The 19,885-nt window shown below is 68.4% G+C and carries 8 protein-coding genes and 1 pseudogene; 3 read left to right on the forward strand and 6 right to left on the reverse strand.

Annotation, left to right across the window (positions count from 1 at the left end; genetic code table 11):
* Positions 1 to 99: 99 nt before the first annotated feature.
* From ACH4U8_RS01325 to ACH4U8_RS01345, 5 genes and pseudogenes are all read right to left on the reverse strand, one after another.
* The gene (locus tag ACH4U8_RS01325) at positions 100 to 1,821 is read right to left on the reverse strand and encodes an urease subunit alpha (protein ID WP_395775502.1); all 1,722 of its coding nucleotides are present in this window, start codon (positions 1,819 to 1,821) and stop codon (positions 100 to 102) included.
* 113 nt (positions 1,822 to 1,934) lie between these two features.
* Positions 1,935 to 2,243, reverse strand: a pseudogene (locus ACH4U8_RS01330) (urease subunit beta); the annotation flags it as partial.
* 26 nt (positions 2,244 to 2,269) lie between these two features.
* Positions 2,270 to 2,572 (reverse strand): urease subunit gamma, encoded by a 303-nt coding sequence (locus ACH4U8_RS01335; RefSeq protein WP_395775503.1) that lies wholly within the window; start codon positions 2,570 to 2,572, stop codon positions 2,270 to 2,272.
* 394 nt (positions 2,573 to 2,966) lie between these two features.
* Complete coding sequence (locus ACH4U8_RS01340) at positions 2,967 to 3,458, reverse strand: DUF4265 domain-containing protein (protein ID WP_395775983.1); 492 nt, start codon at positions 3,456 to 3,458, stop codon at positions 2,967 to 2,969.
* 198 nt (positions 3,459 to 3,656) lie between these two features.
* Complete coding sequence (locus tag ACH4U8_RS01345; protein WP_395775504.1) at positions 3,657 to 10,724, reverse strand: RHS repeat-associated core domain-containing protein; 7,068 nt, start codon at positions 10,722 to 10,724, stop codon at positions 3,657 to 3,659.
* An 897-nt stretch (positions 10,725 to 11,621) separates the two neighbouring features.
* Between ACH4U8_RS01345 and ACH4U8_RS01350 the strand changes: the two genes are divergently transcribed.
* A complete protein-coding gene (locus ACH4U8_RS01350; RefSeq protein WP_395775505.1) occupies positions 11,622 to 16,481 on the forward strand; it encodes an FG-GAP-like repeat-containing protein in 4,860 nt (1,619 codons plus the stop codon).
* 116 nt (positions 16,482 to 16,597) lie between these two features.
* On the opposite strand, the gene ACH4U8_RS01355 is transcribed toward ACH4U8_RS01350, so the two are convergent.
* The gene (locus ACH4U8_RS01355) at positions 16,598 to 18,607 is read right to left on the reverse strand and encodes a prolyl oligopeptidase family serine peptidase (protein ID WP_379992450.1); all 2,010 of its coding nucleotides are present in this window, start codon (positions 18,605 to 18,607) and stop codon (positions 16,598 to 16,600) included.
* A 95-nt stretch (positions 18,608 to 18,702) separates the two neighbouring features.
* Here ACH4U8_RS01355 and arfB point away from each other — a divergent pair, with 95 nt between their 5' ends.
* The gene (gene arfB / locus ACH4U8_RS01360) at positions 18,703 to 19,125 is read left to right on the forward strand and encodes an alternative ribosome rescue aminoacyl-tRNA hydrolase ArfB (protein ID WP_360317743.1); all 423 of its coding nucleotides are present in this window, start codon (positions 18,703 to 18,705) and stop codon (positions 19,123 to 19,125) included.
* Between the two features lie 254 nt (positions 19,126 to 19,379).
* A complete protein-coding gene (locus ACH4U8_RS01365) occupies positions 19,380 to 19,883 on the forward strand; it encodes an ATP-binding protein (protein WP_360317740.1) in 504 nt (167 codons plus the stop codon).
* Positions 19,884 to 19,885: the final 2 nt, after the last annotated feature.

A 19,885-nucleotide genomic window follows, 5' to 3' on the forward strand; every position in this document is an offset into this window, starting at 1 on the left:
TGTCGATGTCGGTCCTGGCCGGTCACCGCAGTCACAGTTCTACATCCTGACGGTGAGTCAGCTTGCACTGACCCTCCGTCAATACGCGATCGGGCGCAATCAGAACAGGAAATAACGTTGGGCCATCGGCAAGGTTCCGGCCGGCGCGGCGACCACCTTCTCGCCGTCGACGCGCACCGAGAACGTCTCGGGATCCACCTCGATGTGCGGCATGGCGTCATTGAGTGGCATGGCCGACTTGCCCCTTCCGCGCACATCGCCGGTCGGCACGAGTCGGCGATCGATGTTCAGTCGCCCGGCGAGCCCGTCCGCCAGCGCCGCCGGGGCCACGAAGTGCACCGACGTGGCCGCGGCGGTCCGTGCCGCGGCGCCGAACATCGGCCTGGGCAGCACCGGTTGCGGCGTCGGGATGGACGCGTTCGCATCGCCCATCGCGGCCCACGCGATGGCGCCGCCCTTGATCACCAGGTGTGGCCGGACCCCGAAGAACTTCGGTTCCCACAACACCAGATCGGCCAGTTTGCCGACGGCGACCGAGCCCACCTCCTCGTCGAGTCCGTGCGCGACCGCCGGGCAGATCGTGTACTTGGCCACATATCGTCGGGCCCGCAGGTTGTCCGCGGCCCCGTCGCCGGGCAACGAACCGCGCCGCACCTTGTTCACGTGCGCGGTCTGCCAGGTACGCAGCACCGTTTCGCCGACCCGGCCCATCGCCTGGCTGTCCGAGCCGATCATCGAGATGGCGCCGAGGTCGTGCAGCACGTCCTCGGCGGCGATGGTCGAGGGCCGGATCCGCGATTCGGCGAAGGCGAGGTCCTCGGCGACGGCCGGATTCAGGTGGTGGCAGACCATCAGCATGTCGAGATGTTCCTCGACCGTGTTGACGGTGTGCGGCCGGGTCGGATTGGTGGACGAGGGCAGGATGTTGGGCAGGCCGGCCACGGTGATGATGTCCGGCGCGTGTCCGCCGCCCGCCCCTTCGGTGTGGTAGGCGTGGATGGTGCGCCCGCCGATCGCGGCCAACGTGCCCTCGACGAAGCCGGTCTCGTTGAGCGTGTCGCTGTGCAACGCGACCTGGATGCCGGCCGCGTCCGCCACGCGCAGCGCGGCGTCGATCACGGCCGGGGTCGAGCCCCAGTCCTCATGCAGCTTGAGCCCGCCGGCGCCGGCCCGGATCTGCTCCCACATGGCCTCCTCGGACACGGTGTTGCCCTTGCCCAGGAGCACGAAGTTGATCGGTACCTCGTCCAACGCCTCCAACATCCGGGCCAGATGCCACGCACCGGGCGTCACGGTGGTCGCCTTGCTGCCCTCGGCCGGCCCGGTACCGCCGGCCACCATCGTGGTCACGCCGGCGGACAGCGCCTCGGGGAACTGGGTCGGGGAGATCAGGTGCACGTGGCAGTCCACGGCGCCGGCGGTCAGGATGCGTCCGTTGCCCGCGATGATCTCGGTCGACGGGCCGATCACCAGGTCCGGATGCACGCCGTCCATGGTGTCCGGGTTGCCGGCCTTGCCGATGGCGCTGATCCGCCCGTCCCGGATGCCGATGTCCGCCTTGACGACGCCCCAGTGATCCAGGATCACCGCCCCGGTGATCACCGTGTCGGGAGTCCCCTCGGCGCGCGTCCGCGTCGACTGCCCCATCGACTCCCGAATCACCTTGCCGCCCCCGAAGATCGCCTCGTCCCCGGCGGCCCCGAGCGGCCGGGTGAGATCCTCGGTCACCTCCACCAGCAGTGCCGTGTCGGCAAGCCTGATGCGATCCCCGGTGGTCGGCCCGTACAACAACGCGTACCGATGCCGATCGATGGTGGTCACCGCGTGACCTCCCCGTCGGCGGCCCGGCCGTCCGAGGCCGGCCCCGAAGCCCCACCGGGCGCGGCGTCGGATCCGCCCGTCGACGTGTGGCGGCTCGGTACCCCGCCCCCCACAGCGTGCAACGCACCTCCGCGACCGGCCCGCAGCCCCGGCACCACCCGCGCACCGGCGAGCGGAACCAACTCCACCTCGCGGGCCACCCCCGGCTCGAACCGCACCGCCGTCCCCGCCGGCACGTGCAGCCGATGCCCCCAGGCCGCCGCCCGATCGAACTCCAACGCGTCGTTGGCCGCCGGAAAATGCAAATGCGACCCCACCTGCACGGGCCGGTCCCCGGTGTTCACCACGGCCAGCGTCAACACCACACGTCCGGGATTGAGCGGAATCTCCTCCGCACCCAACAAAATCTCCCCGGGCACCACCGCCACCAGTGACCGGTGATGCGCCTTCACGGAATCGGCCGATGCACGGTGACCAACTTCGTCCCATCCGGAAAGGTGGCCTCGACCTGCACCTCACCCACCATCTCCGGGACACCCTCCATCACATCGTCCCGCCCGAGCACATGCCGCCCGGCCTCCTGAAGGTCCGCCACCGACCGCCCATCCCGGGCCCCCTCCAGCAGAAACGACGCCAACACCGCAGTCGCCTCGGGGTAGTTGAGCCGCAGCCCCCTGGCTCTCCGCCGCTGCGCAAGATCAGCCGCATAGGAAACCATCAACCGCTCCTGCTCATGCGGGCTCAGCAACACGCGAAGCCCCTCCAGACCGTCGTAGCACCGACTCGTTGCCCCAAAGCCTCCCGGCCCCGTGTTACCCAACGAAACGATCAATGTTAACGGAGTGTATCCAATTGTTCACAATCCGCGCCTCGCCGACCAGGTCCACTGCGCGAACGCAAAACGAAGAAGGCCCCGGCAAAAGCCGGAGCCATCCTTCCTTTCCTCATCCTTCGCAACCTCGCTCAACCGTTGACCATGCGCAGCAGCTCGACCCAGGCAGCGGCCGGCGTCTTTATGCGCCCACGACCCCAGTCAGACATGATCTAAAGAGGCTTCCCACATGGACCACATAATCCTTGATTTGCCTGCCGCAGCTCACCGGAAGGCACCTCGATGGAGCCAATGGATCCACACCTGCACGCTTCTAGTGCGGATTTGAATTCGCCCACGCATTACCGATACAAGATTCTTCGTAGTCCCACCAATCGGCTTCCGAGCCACGAGCAAGGAGCCCCTTGATGCCAAGGATATCCGCCGAAGGCGGTACATTCAAAGAAATCATTCCGAATTTCTCAATCCCTTCCGCTTGAACGCCCAGGCGCGCAAAGGCGCCAATGATCCCGTTCGGACCTCCGGGAAATTCACCCGACTCGTAGAGGATAATCCGCACCGTGCAGTTCCCGGACCAAGAAACCTTTTCCACAAACTGCAGGGCCCCGCGAGCGCCGGCACGCGTCCTCACCGTGTCATTCAGCGAGAGGTCGCGAACGAACCAAGGCACGTTATCAATACGCACCAGATCGACGTCGATCGGAACAGCCCAAAGTACCTCGCTGGCTACCGGAGGCCATCCGTCCTCCTGCTTGAACTGGAATTCAACTCGAACCCGGTCATTCGTCTCATCACCAGACACCATCACCGCACCAGTATGCACTCGAAGTCGCGCCGCAGGTGGTGCGGATGGCGTCACACCAGGTAGTCGCCATCCGCACCACCACTTCAACCCCGCCGTGCGGGCAGCAGCCTGCTACTCGCCCCATGCCGCTTGTCGCGCCGAGACAAGCTCGCTGCTCTGCCGTCCACCGGGACAACCCCCGTCACAGGAACTGCCCGGCTACTTCAGTGGCCCCTTTGGCGTATTGGACCACTTTTCGTTGCACGAAAAACAGGTAACGCGACCATTCCACAGACTTCCCGGCCCACCCAAGCTCTGCGGCCAGATATGGTCGACGCGGGTTTCGAGACGATTCACAGGACCGCCCGAACGCGAGCTGGTCGCCGGGATCGTCTCCACCTGGCAGTCGTCACAGACCGTCCTCCCCCCATTGTCTGCCCTATTCTTCGCGATCACCTCTCTTTTACCCTTCGGGGTAAATACCTTCCCGCTTCGTGACATATCTGCGTTGCGATCAGTTGCCACACCGTTTGAATTGACTTCAAAACGAGCGGTGGGACAAGGACCGGTGCCTGTGCTGTTATGTGCAAGGACAGGGGTTTGCCCCGCCAGGACATAGTACGTATGCAGGTTCGATACCGTCAGGTTTCGAACACTCTGTGTTTGGGTCCACGCCCTGATGGAGACGGCCTGAACCCAAGTCCCAGCGGAGGTCTGGAGCCAGGCACCAGGCTCGACCAGATCCGCACGCGTCCACTCACGCAGTTCCGGGAGCCAGAACGGGTGGCCGTCGGTCGCAGTAATCTTTTCGGTTGCCAGTCCTGCGCCTCCGTCAGTGTCGACGGTAATCTCAACGAGATTCTTGACGCCTTCGCCCTTGATCAGCGCAACGACTGTCTCCTGGCCACTACGGCCTGACTCGGGGTCCGCTGCAGAGACCGCATCACCGAGCCGGATTTCCTCTATCGGCTTTGCTGAACCATCGGCCATCAAGACTTCCGTGCCCGGAACAAAGCTGTTCGTCGGGCAGGAGCCCCCGTCACTGGGCTTGGTCGCCTGCTTCTTCGCAGGCTTCTCCGCCGCCTTCTTGGCCTCGGTCGGCTTGGATGCCTTGCCGTCGCCGTCGGCGCTCTTGGCCTTGGTTGTGGATTCCTTGCCCTGTTGGGCCGCCGATGCAGCCGCCTCGTCGGCCTTCTTTGCCGCTGCCGCCGCTGCCTCTTCCTGGGCCTTCTTGGCTGCGGCTGCCTCCTCCTCCAGCTTTCTGGCTGCCGCTGCCGCTGCTTCCTGTTCTCGTTGCCAGGCCGCCAGGTCCTCGGCGTACTTCGCCATGGCCTGCTGGTAGCGCTCGGCGCGGGCGATGATGTCGAGGGCGCGCTGGACGATCGCGCCCCACTTCTTCATCGCGTCGTAGGCCCGCTTGAGGCCCTTGGCTATTCGCTTGGCCGCGCCGCCGCCGCCGAAGAAGGAGAACGCCGCGTCGGCCGCAATGCCCGCGCACGCCCAGCCGTCGCCGCCGACGCAGTCGCGGATGTCGTTGTAGCCCGACGCGTCCTTGAGTGCCGACATCGCGGCTTCCATGGCGACGTCGATCAGGCTGCGACCCCTGGCCCAGTGCGCCCAGGCCAGCTCGGCGTCCGAGAAGTCCTTGATCGGCATCACCGGCATGCTGATCGCCAGGCCGGACGGGTCACTGAACGTCACCGGGGAGTTGGCCGCGTACACGTACGCGTTCATCTGCTTGGGCTCGCTGTAGTCGACCACCGGGTCGACGGACAGGAACCGGCCCACCGCCGGGTCGTATTCACGTGCGCCCAGATGCACCAGGCCCGTGGACTCGTCGTTCGTTCCGCCGACGAAGCCCTGATTGCCGGGCCAGATCGATGGTTTGACCCCACGAACGTCGCCGAACGGGGTGAACTTGCGCTGGGTGACCGCCTGGGTGTTCGCGTCCACCGCGATGTTGGCGGTGCCGTTCTGATCGGCCATCAGATACGAGCTGGTGGTCTGGCCGTTCTCGACCGTCTTGACCAGCGTCGGCCCCGCCGGGTGCGCGTAGTATCGCGTGCCCTTGACGATGTCGCCTGCGGGGTTGAGTTGAACCTCGGTCCCCGGCAGGTACAGGGTCGTTCCGGACGGATCCCGCTTGATGAGCCGCGAACCGCCGGCGTCATAGAGGAACTCCGTCGTCTTCGCGCCCTCGGTCACCTTCGAGACGCGGCCCTCGGCATCCCAATCCAGGTTCTGCGTGTTGCCCTGGATGACCCTGGTCGCCGTGTTGCCCGCCGAGTCGTACGTGTACGACTCGGTCCGACTTCCACCCGGCCCGGTGGTGTCCACCTTCTTCAGGTAGTTGGCACCGGCCGTACCCGGAGTCCCGTACGTGTAGGCCCGGTTGACGTCCTGGCCCGCAACGCCCGCCGGGTCGTGCTTCGTCTCCGTCTTGCGGTTGCCCGCGGCGTCGAAGCTGTAGGAGGACCAGTACGCGTCCGGCCCACCCACGCTCGGCCGACCCCCGCCGGGCCCGACCTGACCGGGCTTCGCCTGGCAATTGTCGGTCGCCGACCAGGCATCCGTCATCCGACGCATGTAGTCGTACGCGAAGCACTGGGTGTCCGTCGTGGACGGCGTCGGGTTCGGCCCGAAGGCGTCCGTGATCTTGGTGATGTTGCCGACCGCGTCGTACTCGGTCCGCGCGTCGTTGATCCGCGACGGCGAGGTCTCCCGGTCGTTCACCGTCCGGGTGGGACGCCGCGTCTGCTCGTCGTACTCGTACGTCGACCACACCTGCTTCGGCGCCGGCCCGGCATGCGTACGCAGCACGTCACCCAGCGGCGAGTAGTCCACCCGGTCGACGAACGTGTCGCCGTTGATGCCCATCACCGTGGGCAGTTCGTACCGGTTGTACGACATCGAGACATCTTCGAGCGGCAGACCCGCAACCGCCGGGAAGGTACTGAACTCGGGCAGCCCATTCGTCTCGGTGTACGTGCTGCCGAAGACATACGTCTTCGCCAACTTGCCCTCGGACGGCGGGATGGTGATCTTCGAGCCCTTGGGCCGGTACTCCGTGTCGTAGCCCGTGATCTCCTGCTTGTACGCGTTCCCGTTCACGAACCGCGTCGAGGAGACCGGCAGCCCGAGTGCGTTCGGCAGCGTGTCGAACACCGACTCGGTCAGCTTCGGACCGGTGATCGAGCCCTCGTGGGTCGCCTTGATCCGGCCCAACACGTCGTATTCCGGCGCGAGCGTTCTACCCCGCGCGTCCGTCGTCGTCGCCAGCCGGTCGCCCGCGCCGTAGGTCATCGTCGACGTGCCCTTGTCCGGGTCCGTCACCTTGACCTGACGACCCCGCAGGTCGTACTCGAAGCCCCACGTGTTGCCGGCCTCGTCCACCACCGACGACAGTTGCCCGCGTCGGTTGTAGCTGTAGCGCGTGGTGTCGTGCGCACCGCTGGGATCGGCGCCCTTGAAGAACTGCAACTCCGTCTTGCGACCGACCGCGTCCAGGATTGCCTTCGTCGGCGTCTCGCCCGTGGGCGGGTCCACCGTGACGAAATCGCCGCCGTAGGTGGTCGTCGTCCGCGAGGTCTCGATCCCGAACTTGCGCGAGATCTGCACCGTCGGCTGACCGGTCGAGTTGTACTCGGTCATCGTCGACGCCGGGACCATGTTGTCCAGCGGCGCGAACATCGCGCCCTCGGGCGCACCGTCCGCGTAGTAGCCGCCGTTGGACTTCCAGATCTGGCCGAGGCTGTTGTAGAAGGTGTCGGTCACCATGCGACCGCCGCCCAGCGCCTCCATCTGGGTCTGCCGGATCCGCAGGCTGCCGTCGTAGATGTCGTAGCTGGTGCGGTAACTGCCGTCGTCCAACAGGTTCTTGTTGGTGATGACGACGGGACCGTCACGCCGGACCAGGTACGAGAACTCGGCATCCGGCGACTTGCGATCCGGGTTCCGGTCCGGCGACCACACCTTGACCAGACGACCCAGCGAGTCGTACCGCATCACGCTGCGCCGCTTGTTGGCGTCCTCCTGGGCCACCGTCGCACCGCGACCGGGGTCGGTCTCGACCGACTGGGTGTGCCCCGCCGGGTTCGTGACCGTGGTCTTGGTGACGAGCTGGCCACCGGCCGGGAAGTACTCGGTCGAGTTGACCGCGCCCAGCACATCGGTGACCGACTTCGGCCGACCGTAGACGTCGAACGTGGCCGTGCCGTCCAGGACATAGGTCGGCTGGCCGTTCACGTAGTCCGCGAGGGACTCCGTGCGCACCAGGTTGCCGACGGTGTCGTAGAACATCTTCGCGTCGGAGGTGACATCCTCCGGCCGCTGGGTGTTCGTGGCGTCACACGCCTTCGCGACCGACTCGATCCGCGACTGCCGGTCGACCATCCACTGCGCCTCGTCCGGCGCGTACCAGTAGCGCGTGCACGAGTCGTCGTTCGGGTCGTCGATGTTCCCGAGCGAGGACGTCGTCTCGATGAAGCCCCGTGCGTTGAAGGTGCTTTCGGTCGACGTCCGACGCCACCCGCGCCCGTCCGTCAACAACACCCGCGAGGCCGTCTTCGTCGTCTGCTGCACGAACGCCTGCAACGGCGGCGTTTCGTTCGGCCGCACCCGAGTCGCCGTCGGATTCGACAACCACGGCGTGTACGTCGTCGCCGCCTGAAGCGCGCCGCCCTCGCCGTCGTAGACCAGCACCTCGCGCGTCTGACCCGCGAAGAGCTTGTGGTCGACGATCTCGCCGTTCTCGGAGTCCTTGACCTTGACCGTCCGCCGAGCCGCGGTCGTCGGCGACGCCCGGTCGCCGTCCAGGCCCCGGAAGAACAACGTCTCGGTCTGGGTACGCCGGTCCGGGTCCTGCCCGATGAAGGTGCGCACCCGCTCGTAGCCGCGCCACTGCGACCACGTGCGCGTCTTCGGCTCGGTGAGCTCGTTGTCCTCGTCGTACGCCCACGCCGGCGCGCCCAGGTACTCGTAGGACGTCACCCGCGTCGGCGAGTTCGCCATCGCGTCCTGCTCCTGGACCCGGTCCACCACGTGCTTGTGGAAGTAGTCCGTGACGTAGAGCTTGCGCTTGCGGTCCGGGTCGGTCGGGTCCGGGATCTCCTGGATCACCGGGTAGCAGCGCAGCCCGTTCGACTCCGCCGCCGTCGGCAGCTTGACCGGCGCCACCGAGGAGCACTCGGTGTCCTTGAACCGCACCGAGATGATCGAGCCGGTCTCGGTGTCGATGTTCTCGATGCGATAACGCCGGTACGCCGGACGGCCGTCGCCGTCCCGGTCCACCCGGTTCGCCAGTTGCTTGCCGCGGAAGGTCACCGGCGGCAGCGTGATCGGCGTGCCGTTCTTGCCGGTGCGCTGGATCGACGCGAGCCACAGCGCGTAGTCGGTGCCGTCGCCGTTCTGCGGGAAGTCCTGGGTCAGCGCCCAGGTGTCCACCGGCTGGTAGGCCGTGCCGGTCCAGACCTTGGTGTTGATCTCGGTCAGTCGTTTGCGGGTGAAGAACGTCGGGGTGAACCGCGCCTTGCACTCCTCGTTCGCCGCGCAGAGCTGGTCACCGGGGGTGTCCGGCCACATCTTGGCGATGTTCCAGTCGACCTCGGGCTTGAGCTTGTCCTCGGCGCAGTCGAACGTCGGCGAGGTCAGGCAGCGCTCGGCCACCGTGAAGTCCACCTGCGACGGCGCGTTGGTGAACAGGTTGTCGCTGCGCAGGCCGTACGAGACGTGGTCGAGCCAACCACCGCGGTCGTAGGCCCGGTTGGTCGAACCACCGGCGAACTTGAAGTTCGCGCCGTAGTGGTTGACCTCCTTGTTGTACCAATACGTCATGGCGTTGCCGCGTGGGTCCACGACGTAGTCGAGGTTCCACCGCCAGGCCCGGTCACAGGCCGAGTTCGCGAAGTCCGGCTGATAGCAGGGCTCGCCGGGCTGGTTGTTGTAGATCGGCACCAGCCACGCCGAGTTGGTGACGGGCTTGCCGGGCTGCCAGCCGGGGACCTTGTTGAGGCCGAAGTTGAACTGCACGCCCTGCGCGTTGGTCACCCGCCAGTGCACGCCCTCCTTGTCCCCGTTGAGGTCCTGCGCACCGGTGATCAGCTCGATCCGCGAGCCGTCGTCCTTCGCGGGCCGCCAGACGCCGGACGCGTCGTCGCGCACCAGCGGGGTGGACCCGCCGTTGAGCGACATCGTCATCATCGGCGCGCCGTGGCACAGGTCGCCGGTGTCGTCCGTCGGGTTGTTGAACCCGGAGCCTTCCTTCTTGTCCTGGCTGCACGGAACCCAGGTGCGCTCGATGAAGTTCGAGCCCAGGTCCCAGCCGTCGCCGACCCACGAGGTCTGCTGGAGCGAGGCCGAGGTACGGCCGTCGATGCTCGCCGAGGAGTAGCCCAGCGCGAGCGAGGGGCTCGGGCCGCCGAGCGAGCCGGGCAGTTCCAGCGGGTACGACCAGGAGAAGTCACCCGCGGCCCCGCCCGCCTGCCACGAACCGGACGCGCTCAGCGAGGTCGCCTTGTAGGTGCCGTTGGCGCCGTCGGCGGTCGGCTGCGCGGCGAGCAGCATGCCCTGCCCGCCCGCGCTCGCGCCCTTGGCCGCAACGCCCTGACCGGTCGCGGCCGGTGCCACCGTCGCGGTGAGCTTGCCGGTGTCCGCGTCGTTCTTCATCGCGACCGGCGTCCGGGTCTGACACTGCGCCAGCTCCGGGGTGGTGAGGACACATTCGGGGAGCAGGCTGAATTGAAGCCGCGAGCCCCAGCCGCCGCCGTACGCGTTCTTGAACGCGGTGTAGTCCAGTTCGACACCCACCGGTGCGACCCCGGTGCCGCCGTCGGTACGCCGGACCCCGAGCAACAGCCCGTTGCCGACACCGGCCTTGTTCGCGGTCGGCCGGTCGAACAGGTCGACCTTGACCTTGACCGGGGCGGTGTCCGCGGCGGCCTGCGCCGAGCGGGCCGCCGACTCCGGGACCGGGGGTGTGCTCAGCTTGATCGGCAGCGAGCCGGCCTTGGCCTCGGCCGGCGCGGTGGCGGCGGCGCGGGCGTCGGACTTGGCCGCCGGGCGCGGCAGTTCGACCTCGGCGGAGCCCGCGGCGGGCCAGTTCACCGCCGGCGCGCCCTTCCAGGCGTTGACCTGCGACTCGGCGGGCGGCACGGGGGCCTTGGCCGTCGACAGGCGCTCGCCCGGGACCTTGGTGAGTTTTTGCAGGTCGGGCAGTTGTGGGCGGGCAACCGTTTCTGCCGCCGCCGCCGGCACCGCGGTCAGGCCGGAGCCCACCAGCACGATTGCCATCAGGGGTACCGGCCATCGCCAGGTACGTCTTATCGCCGTGCGCATGGCACGGGTTTTCCGTGAAAACACAGCCCCACCCGAGAGATTCGACGCGGAATCCCCCGAGGCCCACGTCACCCAATACTGGCGGCGCAACCTAGCAGTAGGCGAAGCGGTTTGGCGACTTTATCAATGTTCAAGACGCGGAAATTGATGCCAACCGCCTGAAGCGGGGATGGACATCGATTCGGGTTTAAATTGCGATACCAACCGTTTGGCAAGTATGCCCGAATACTCCGCCACTACTCGCCAAGAGCCGCGCTGACCTGCTACAACTCACGGAAAGTGCGCCGATTTGCACCCCTGCCAGTGGTGCGAATTCAGCCACACACGGCACGGGAAGGCCGCAATGCTTCCGCGCCGGGACGCTCCAATACAGCCGCTCCCATCGTCCGCGGAAGCCACTATGAATTCATCGACAAGACGCGCATCGGATACGGCCCGTCCGATCCGGAATATGGAGCCACGGTCGATTACCGGGGCATTATCGGACACTTCGATCCCGGTCAATTCGGACACCATTCGGCACACCTCGGCCGACCGGACACCGGTGCCCGCACACCCCGCGTGCGCGCCGGCGACCCGCACGCGAGCCCGCGGTGCCCGACCTCCGAGCAATCGAATTCGGCCACCGCGACGAACGCGCATCGCCCCGACCCCCGACCGTCCCCGACGGTCCCCCACCAAGCCCCCGTCCGGCCCACTGCGCGCCGGGCGGCCCGCGACCCGATCGGCTCGCTCCCCGCGTCCGGCCGGGTCGCATCGTCAACCCCCACTCCGACCCCGGAAAGCAGCATGAATTCATCGATACGACCCGCACGCTCCGCGGGTCACCCGCGGCGAAAAGCTGCGGTCTGGGTGATCGCGGCGGCCCTGTCCGCCGGTCTGATCACCGCCGTACCGGCGACCGGCGCGCCCATGCCGCAGGTCGCCCCCACCGACAAGACGCCCCAGGCCGACACCCGCACCGAGGCCGAAAAGCAGGCCGACGAGCGCACGGCCGCGTCCGCCAAGGCCAAGCAGAGCGGCCAACGCGTCGAGGTCGTCGCGCTCCGTACCGAGACCGACCAGGTCTGGGCCAACCCGAGCGGCACGTTCACCCTGGAGAGCGCGACCCGCCCGGTGCGGGTATGGCGCGGCGGCACCCTGGTCCCGGCCGACGACACCCTGGCCCCCGTCCAGGGTGGTCGCCTCGCGCCCAAGGCCGCGATGATGGGCCTGACCTTCTCCCCGGGCGGCAACGGCCCGCTGGCCGAACTCACCAAGGGCGGCCGCAGGATCGCGCTGTCCTGGCCGACCGCGCTGCCCAAGCCCGTGGTCGAGGGCGACTCCGCGACCTACCCCGAGGTACTGCCCGGCGTCGACCTCAAGGTCGTCGCCAACGTGGACGACTTCGCCCACTACGTCGTGGTCAAGACCCCGGAGGCGGCCAAGAATCCCGCCCTGGCCACGCTGAAGTTCGGCCTGGACGCCACCGGACTGAACATCGTCGAGGGCACGGCCGGCGAACTCCGCGCCCTCGACCCCACCGGCCAGGCCGTGTTCACCGCGCCCAAGCCGCAGATGTGGGCGGCCGGCCGAAACGATCCGCCGCCGGCGACCGCCCAGGCGCCCGCCGAAGCCCGTACCTCGGCGGCGATCACGCCCGAGAACGATCCCCCCGCCGACCCCACCGACGGCTTCGACCCCGGTGCCAAGCACGCCGATCTCGGCGTCAAACTCACCGGCAAGACCCTGGAACTCACCCCCGACCAGGGCCTGTTGACCGCCGCCGACACCAAATTCCCGGTCGTCATCGACCCGGTCTGGCGCGACGACTGGAAGTTCGCCTGGACCCTCGCCTACAAGCACAACGCCATCGCCGGCTCCGCCTCCACCAGTTACTGGAACGGCGGCACGATGCCGAAGAAGTATGGGCGGGTGGGTTGTTCCAGGGACGGCGACTTGGGCAACGCGGTCGTCTGCGCCAAGACATTCTTCCAGGTCGGCATGTCCGACCTGTGGGACAAGCAGATCATCAAGTCGGTGCTGAGCCTCGAACAGATCCGCCCCGGCGCGTGGGACTGCAAGTCGGGCGAACTCGAAGTCTGGGACACCGCGAGCATCTCGAAGCAGACCACGTGGAACAACCAGCCGAGCTGGGACCGCATGGTCGGCAGCGTCGACGAGTCCTACGGTGGCCGTAACTGCCCCGGGGGCAACGAGAAGAAGATCGAGGTCAACGTGACCTCGGCCGTCGACGAGGCCGCGCGCAGTCACTGGAATTCCTGGACCCTCGGCCTGAAGTCCCGCTACGACACGGTCGACGTGTCCTGGCGCACGTTCGCGCCGGACGCGACGGTGATCAGCACCGAGTACAACACCCCGCCGGCCACCCCGTCGGACCGGACGACCGACCCCTCCACCCCCTGCGCCGGCGGCGTCATCGGCACCACGGACCGGGTCACGCTCTACGCCCGGGTGGACGACGCCGAGGACAACAACCTCACGGCCGAATTCCACTACTGGAAGGACGGCGCGAACACCGGCCCGACCGTGATCAAGCGCGGTGTCAGCCGCGGCACCATCGCCGCCGCCGAGATCGACGCCACCGCGCTGGACGGCACCTACCGCTGGGATGTCCGGGTGTCCGACGGCTTCGTCGACAGCCGGTGGGCCGGCCAGTGCCTGTTCACCGTCGACCGCAACCGGCCCAGCGAGCTGCCCAACGTCTCCTCGCCGGAGTTCCCCGCGAACAACCCGGACAACCCGACCCCGGTCCGCACCACCGGCACCTTCAATTTCACCGCCAACGGCGTCACCGACATCGTGAAGTACCGGTGGTGGACCGACAGCGACCCGATGGTCCGCGAGGTCGCCGCGGCCGGCCAGGGCGGCCCGGCGAGCATCACCTTCAAGCCGACCATCACCGGCCCCAACCATCTCTACGTGCGCAGCGTCGACCTCGCGGGCAACCTCTCCGACGTGCGGAACCACCTGTACTACGCCAAGCGTTCCCCCGACCGGGACAAGCCGGGCGACCTCAACGGCGACGGCAACATCGACCTGTGGAACCTCAACGCGAGCACCAAAGGCGTGGACGCGCGCCCGGGCCAGGGTGACGGCACCTTCGGGGCGCCCGTGTCGGCCGGTGGCGGTTCCTTCGCCGGCACCGTCTCTCTCGCACACCGGGGCACCTGGAACGCGGACTACTACGAGGATCTGGTCGCGCTGCAACAGGCCCCGGACAACGAGCGCAAACGGCTCTACGTGTATCGCGGACGCGGCGACGGTTCGCTGGAGCCGAGTGACAGCACGCGCATCACACTCAGGGTCAAAAAGCCCGACACCAACGACCATTGGGGCGCGGCCCGCCAGATCCTGGTGATCAACAGCGTCAACGACGACAGCGCCACGCCGAACGGCATCGACGCGACCGACTACCCCGACCTGCTGGTGCAGGAGGGAGCCAACCTCTGGCTCTACCTCGGCAACCCGGCCGGGACCCTGGACCAGCGCTTCGACGCGATTTCCCTGGGCAATGCCGACTGGGCGAACATGACCCTGATCGCCCCGGGCGACCTGAACGCCGACGGCCTGCCGGAGATCTGGGCCCGGGACAAGAGCACCGGCAAGATCCACCAGTACACCAGCCGGCGCAAGACCACCGACAGCGCCACGGACGGCAACCCGACCGAGCTGGACCTGACCGTCTACACCGACCCGACGGTGCGCACCACCTCGATCGGCAGCGGCTTCACCGGCGACGCCTACGAGCTGGTGTCCTCCGACGGGGACTACGAGAAGGACGGCTTCGCCGACCTGTGGGCGCAGGACGCGACCGGCAAGATCGTCGAGTTTCCGGGCCGCGCCCTGACCGGCGGCTCCGCGTTCGGCGCCGCCCGCTCGGTCGCGCCGGGCACCCCCTGGTCGGAATGCGAGTCCTTCGGCGCCGCCGGCGGCGCCCAGTTCCAACTGTGCGGCCCGGTGCTGACCAAGTACCGCGCCGCCGACGCGGCCACCCGCGGCTATCCGGTCGCCGACATGAAGGTCGCCCCCGACCTGGTCGGCCGCTACGCCCACCTCAAGCGGCCCAACGGCACGTACTGGTCGATCTATTGGCACTCGACCACCGGGGCCAAGTCGGTGTCCGGCGCGATTCGCGACAAGTGGGAGGCGCTCGGTTGGGAAACCGGTGAAATGGGCTACCCCACCGACGACGATCACACGATCGGCATCGGCTCGGCGCAGGTCGCCACCTTCCAGGGCAGCGGTGGTTACGGCGCGATCTACTCGACGCCGGAACTGGGCACCTGGTCCATCCACGGCGGCATCTACGAGAAGTACCTCGCCCTCGGTGGTCCGGCCGAGCTCGGCTTCCCGACCACGGACGAATCCGCAGTGCCCGGCAACACCGGCCGCTACAACCATTTCCGCAAGCTCTCCGAGAGCGGCAACAGCGCCTCGATCTACTGGAACGCCGGCACCGGTGAAGCCTGGTCCGTGCGCGGCCCGATCCGCGCCAAGTGGGCCTCGCTCCAGTGGGAGCAGGGCTACCTCGGCTACCCCGTGACCGACGAGTTCACCGTCCACAACGGCGACCGCCGGGTCAGCTTCCAGGGCGGCTACATCCGGCTGAACCCGACCACCGGCGCCTACCTCGACCACCACCCGGAGGATCGCACCGCCGACCTGCGCACCGACCTGTCGGGCGACTTCAACGGCGACGGGCGGGCCGACCTGCTCACCGTCTACAACTACGGCAACGACACCAGCGCCTTCCACACCCTGATCGCCCGGCCGGGGGGCGGCTACAACGCGCCGTTCAACGCCTGGACCGCGCATGTCGGCTGGATGCGCTACGAGAGCACCAAGTGGGTCACCGGCGACTTCAACGGCGACGGCCGCGACGACGTGGCCGGCCTCTACGGCTACGGGGACGGCAGCAACCGGCTGTTCACCTTCCTCGCCAAGCCCGACGGCACCTTCGCCGACGGTGTCGACAGCGCCTATGTGGGCCCGGGCAACTGGGACTGGAGCAAGGCCGTCTTCCTCGCCGGCGACTTCAACGGCGACGGCCGCGACGACACCGCCATGCTCTACGACCACGGCGGCGGCTCGACCGGCGCCTACACGTGGATCGCCAAGCCGGACGGCACCTTCAACGATTCGTTCGCGAGTTGGCGCTCGAACCCCGGCAACTGGTACTGGAACAGCGCCAAGTACGTCGTGGGCGACTACAACGGCGACGGCCGCGACGACATCGCGGGCATGTACGGCTACTACAGCGGCGCCGTCGCCTTCCACACCATCCTCGCCCGGCCGGACGGCGGCTTCGACGTCCCGTTCGAATCCTGGCGCACCGACCCCGGCAACTGGGACTGGTCCCGGGTCAAGCTCACCAGCGGCGACTACAACGGCGACGGCAAGGCCGACGCCGCGGCGATGTACGACTACGGCAACGGCCACTCCGCGCTGTTCACCTTCCTCGGCAAGCCCGACGGCAGCGGCGGCCTCCAGGCCGACGTGAAGTCGTGGGACACGGCCGAAGGCGGGTGGTGGGGCATCAGCGCCGGCCTGCCGGTGACCGGTGACCAGAACGCCGACGGTCGCGACGACATCTCGATCATGTACAACTACCAAAACGGCGCCACCACGGCGTTCCTGTTCACCGCGCGCACCGACGGCGGCTTCGACAGCCCCAACGACGCGTGGCAGGCGGCACCCGGCTTCTGGTAGCCGCGCACCCGCCCGACGGACACCCCGAGGGCGTTCCCGACCATGACGAAGCAGCCCCGCCCGGCCGAGATCCCTCGGCCGGGCGGGGCTGTTCGCGCATTCGACGCGTGGTCGACTCAGAAGCCGCCGCCCGGCGGGGCCTCGATCTCGTCCGCCGGGTCGAAGCCGAAGACCCGGCCGTAGAACCACAGTTCGGCCTCCAGCGCGCGGATGATGTTCTCCGAGCGTCGGAAGCCGTGCTGTTCGCCCTCGAACGCCAGGTAGACGTAAGGGAGTTGCTTCTCCTTCAGCGCGGCCACGATCAGCTCGGCCTGGGCCGGCGGGACCACCTGGTCCTCCAGGCCCTGGAAGACCGCGAGCGGGCTGGACAGGTGCTCGGTGTGGTTGATCGGCGACCGGTCCCGATACACCGCCTCGGCCTCCGGGTACGGGCCCACCAGGCGGTCCAGGTAGCGGGATTCGAACTTGTGGGTGTGCTGCGCGAGGGCCGCGATGTCGGCGACGCCGAAGTGACTCGCACCGGCGGTGAAGACATCGCCCGCCACGAGCGCGGCCAGCGTGGTGTACCCGCCGGCCGAACCGCCGCGGATGGCCAACTCGGCGCCGTCCACCACGCCTTGGTCGGCGAGATGGCGGGCCACCGCCGTGCAGTCCTCGACGTCGACGATGCCCCACGAGTCGTACAGCAGGTTGCGGTACGGACGTCCGTAGCCGGTGCTGCCGCCGTAGTTGACGTCGGCGACCGCGAAGCCCCGGCTGGTCCAGTACTGGATCCGCAGGTTGAGCACCGCCGACGCCTGCGCGGTCGGGCCGCCGTGGATCGACACGATCAGCGGCGGCAGCGCGCCCTCGGGCGCCCGGACGTCCGGGTTCTTCGGCAGGTACAGCAGCGCGTGCGCGGTGCGGCCGGCCGCGGACTCGAACTCGATCGGCTGCGGTGCACTGAACCACCGCGCGTCGAAATCGAACTCCCGGGCGGGCCGCAGTCGTTCGATCTGCAACGCGGTCGGCGCACCGGCCGCGAGCCGGATCCGCCGCGGCGCGTCCTCGTCGTCCGGGCCGCCGCCCACCAGCAACACCCCGCCGGGCACCGCGGCCAGGTCGGACAACCAGGTCAGCCCGGTCTCCACCCGCGCGGGCGGCTGCTCCGGGCGAGCCGGATCGACCAGGCCCAGGTGCACGAACCCGCCGGAGTTGACCGAGCAGGCGATCCGGCCGTCGTCGAGGAAGGCGTAGAAACGGTCGCCGAAGACCCACTGCGGACCGCCGATCTCCGCCTCGACCGGGGCCACCGCCTCGACCTGGCCACCCGCCCCGACCCGGTACAGGTTCCACCAGTCGGTGCGGTCCGAAGCGAACCACAGCGCGCCGTCCGGTCCCCACTCGGGCTGGACCACCGACTCGCGCCCGCCGCCGGCGACCGCCTGCGCGCCGGTCGGCACCGGCCCGGCCTCGATCGCCGCGACCATCAGTTCGGCCGCGTCCCACGGCATGTCCGGATGCGACCACTGGGTCCAGGCCAACGCCGATCCGTCCGCGGCCGGGCACGGCGAGGACACGAAGTCCGGGCCGGTGACCAGGACCCGCTCACCGCCGAGGCCGTCCAGCGGCAGCGCGACGATCTCGTTGACCGCCTCGCCGTGCGCCTTGACCGCGGCCGGTTCGTGGCTCTCGCGCACCGCGACCAGCCACTCCCCCGGCCCCCACTGCCCCGCCGGCACGATCGTGCAATCGGCGTAGCGCAGACCCGCCTCGGTCTCGGGCTCCGCGGTGATCGGCACCGGCGCCGCGTCGTCCGGGCCCAGGCGGTACAGCCGCTGGTCGGTCCAGTTCGCGAAGACCAGCAGGCCCGCGCGCACCGTCCAGGCGCCGCCGCCGTACTCGTGCACGCGGGTGCGGGCCGAGAAGCCCTCCGGCAACACGTCCTCGGGAGATCCGCCCGGTCGTAGTCGCACCAGTTGGATCCGACCACCTTCGGACGGCCGGCCCTCCGCCCACCACACATCCTCGCCGTCGGCCCGGATCCCACCGGGGTTCGCGGCCCCTTCCACCAAGCGCTCGGCCGTGATCGGCGAAGGCCAGGAACCGTATGTCTTCGTCTCGTCCGCGTTCGTGTCGGCACTCATGCCCCGATCCTCTCCATCCGGAGCCGGGAAAGCATCCGGCGGGGCCCTCGAAAACCGGGTCGACCCGAGGCCGTGCGACGCGGGATCATGTCCGTATGACGACAGATCTCGACATTCGCGGCGTGGTGATACCCGCCGCCGAGCTGTCGTGGCGGTTCTCGCGCTCCTCCGGACCCGGTGGACAGTCGGTGAACACCACCGACAGCCGGGCCGAGGTGTCCTTCGACCTGGGCGCCAGCACGGTGCTGCCCGACGTGCTCAAGGAACGTGCCCTGCTCCGGCTGGAAGGGCGGCTGGTGGACGGTGTGCTCACCGTGGCCTCGTCCGAACAGCGCTCCCAATTGATGAACCGCCAAAGCGCGGTGCGCCGACTGATCGACATCCTGGTCGAGGCCACCGCCCCGCCCCCGCCGCCGCGCCGGCCGACCAAACCCTCGCGCGGAATGCGCGAGCGCAGGCTGCGCAACAAGCACCATCGCGGTGAGATCAAACGACTGCGGCGCTCGACCGGGGATTGATCCCGAGTCCGAACAGGGTCCGAACCGGACCCAAAGTCGAGATGAAGTGTCGCTTACCGAACCATTACGGATCACACCCGGAAAAGCACGCCACAAGCACGATTCGCCACCGCACACTGCGAACGCCTGGCAAGACCACCCGCGAACGCAGTGAACGAAGCGAAGGACACCGGGATGCCCTCCCCCGCACGTGCAGCACACCATCCGCCCCAGTCGATCACCGTCCCGGCCGCGTACCACGCGTCGAGTCATCCGTGACCGCCGTCGGGCGGTCCCGCGCCCGCGCCCGACACGACCGGCGTGCCTCGACGGAGACCCGGCACGACAGCCACCCCGAACACCGGCTCGGCCCGGTGTTCGTGCGCTGGACCATCGCACCCACTGTCGCCGGCGTACCCGAGGTCCGACACCGCCTCCGCGACCTGTTACGCGCCTGGGGGGTGGCCGAGGAGATCGAGGACACCATGCTCCTGGTCGCCACCGAGCTGACCTCCAACGCGGTCCGGCACGCCGCGATCCGCACCGAGCGGATCCGGATCACCGCCTCGCACAGCGGCGCCGAACTGCGCCTGGAGGTCGCCGACGACCACCCGTTCCGCCCGCACGCGCTCCTGGACACCGGCCCCGACGCCGAGGACGGCCGGGGGCTGATGATCGTCAAGTTGATGGTGGCCGAACTCGGTGGCCACATCGACGTGCTGCCGGGCGGTGCGGGCAAGAGCATCCGGGTCACCCTGCGCAAGGACGGCCGGGGATAGCC

The organism is Embleya sp. NPDC020886, assembly GCF_044333915.1.
GTDB lineage: Bacteria > Actinomycetota > Actinomycetes > Streptomycetales > Streptomycetaceae > Embleya.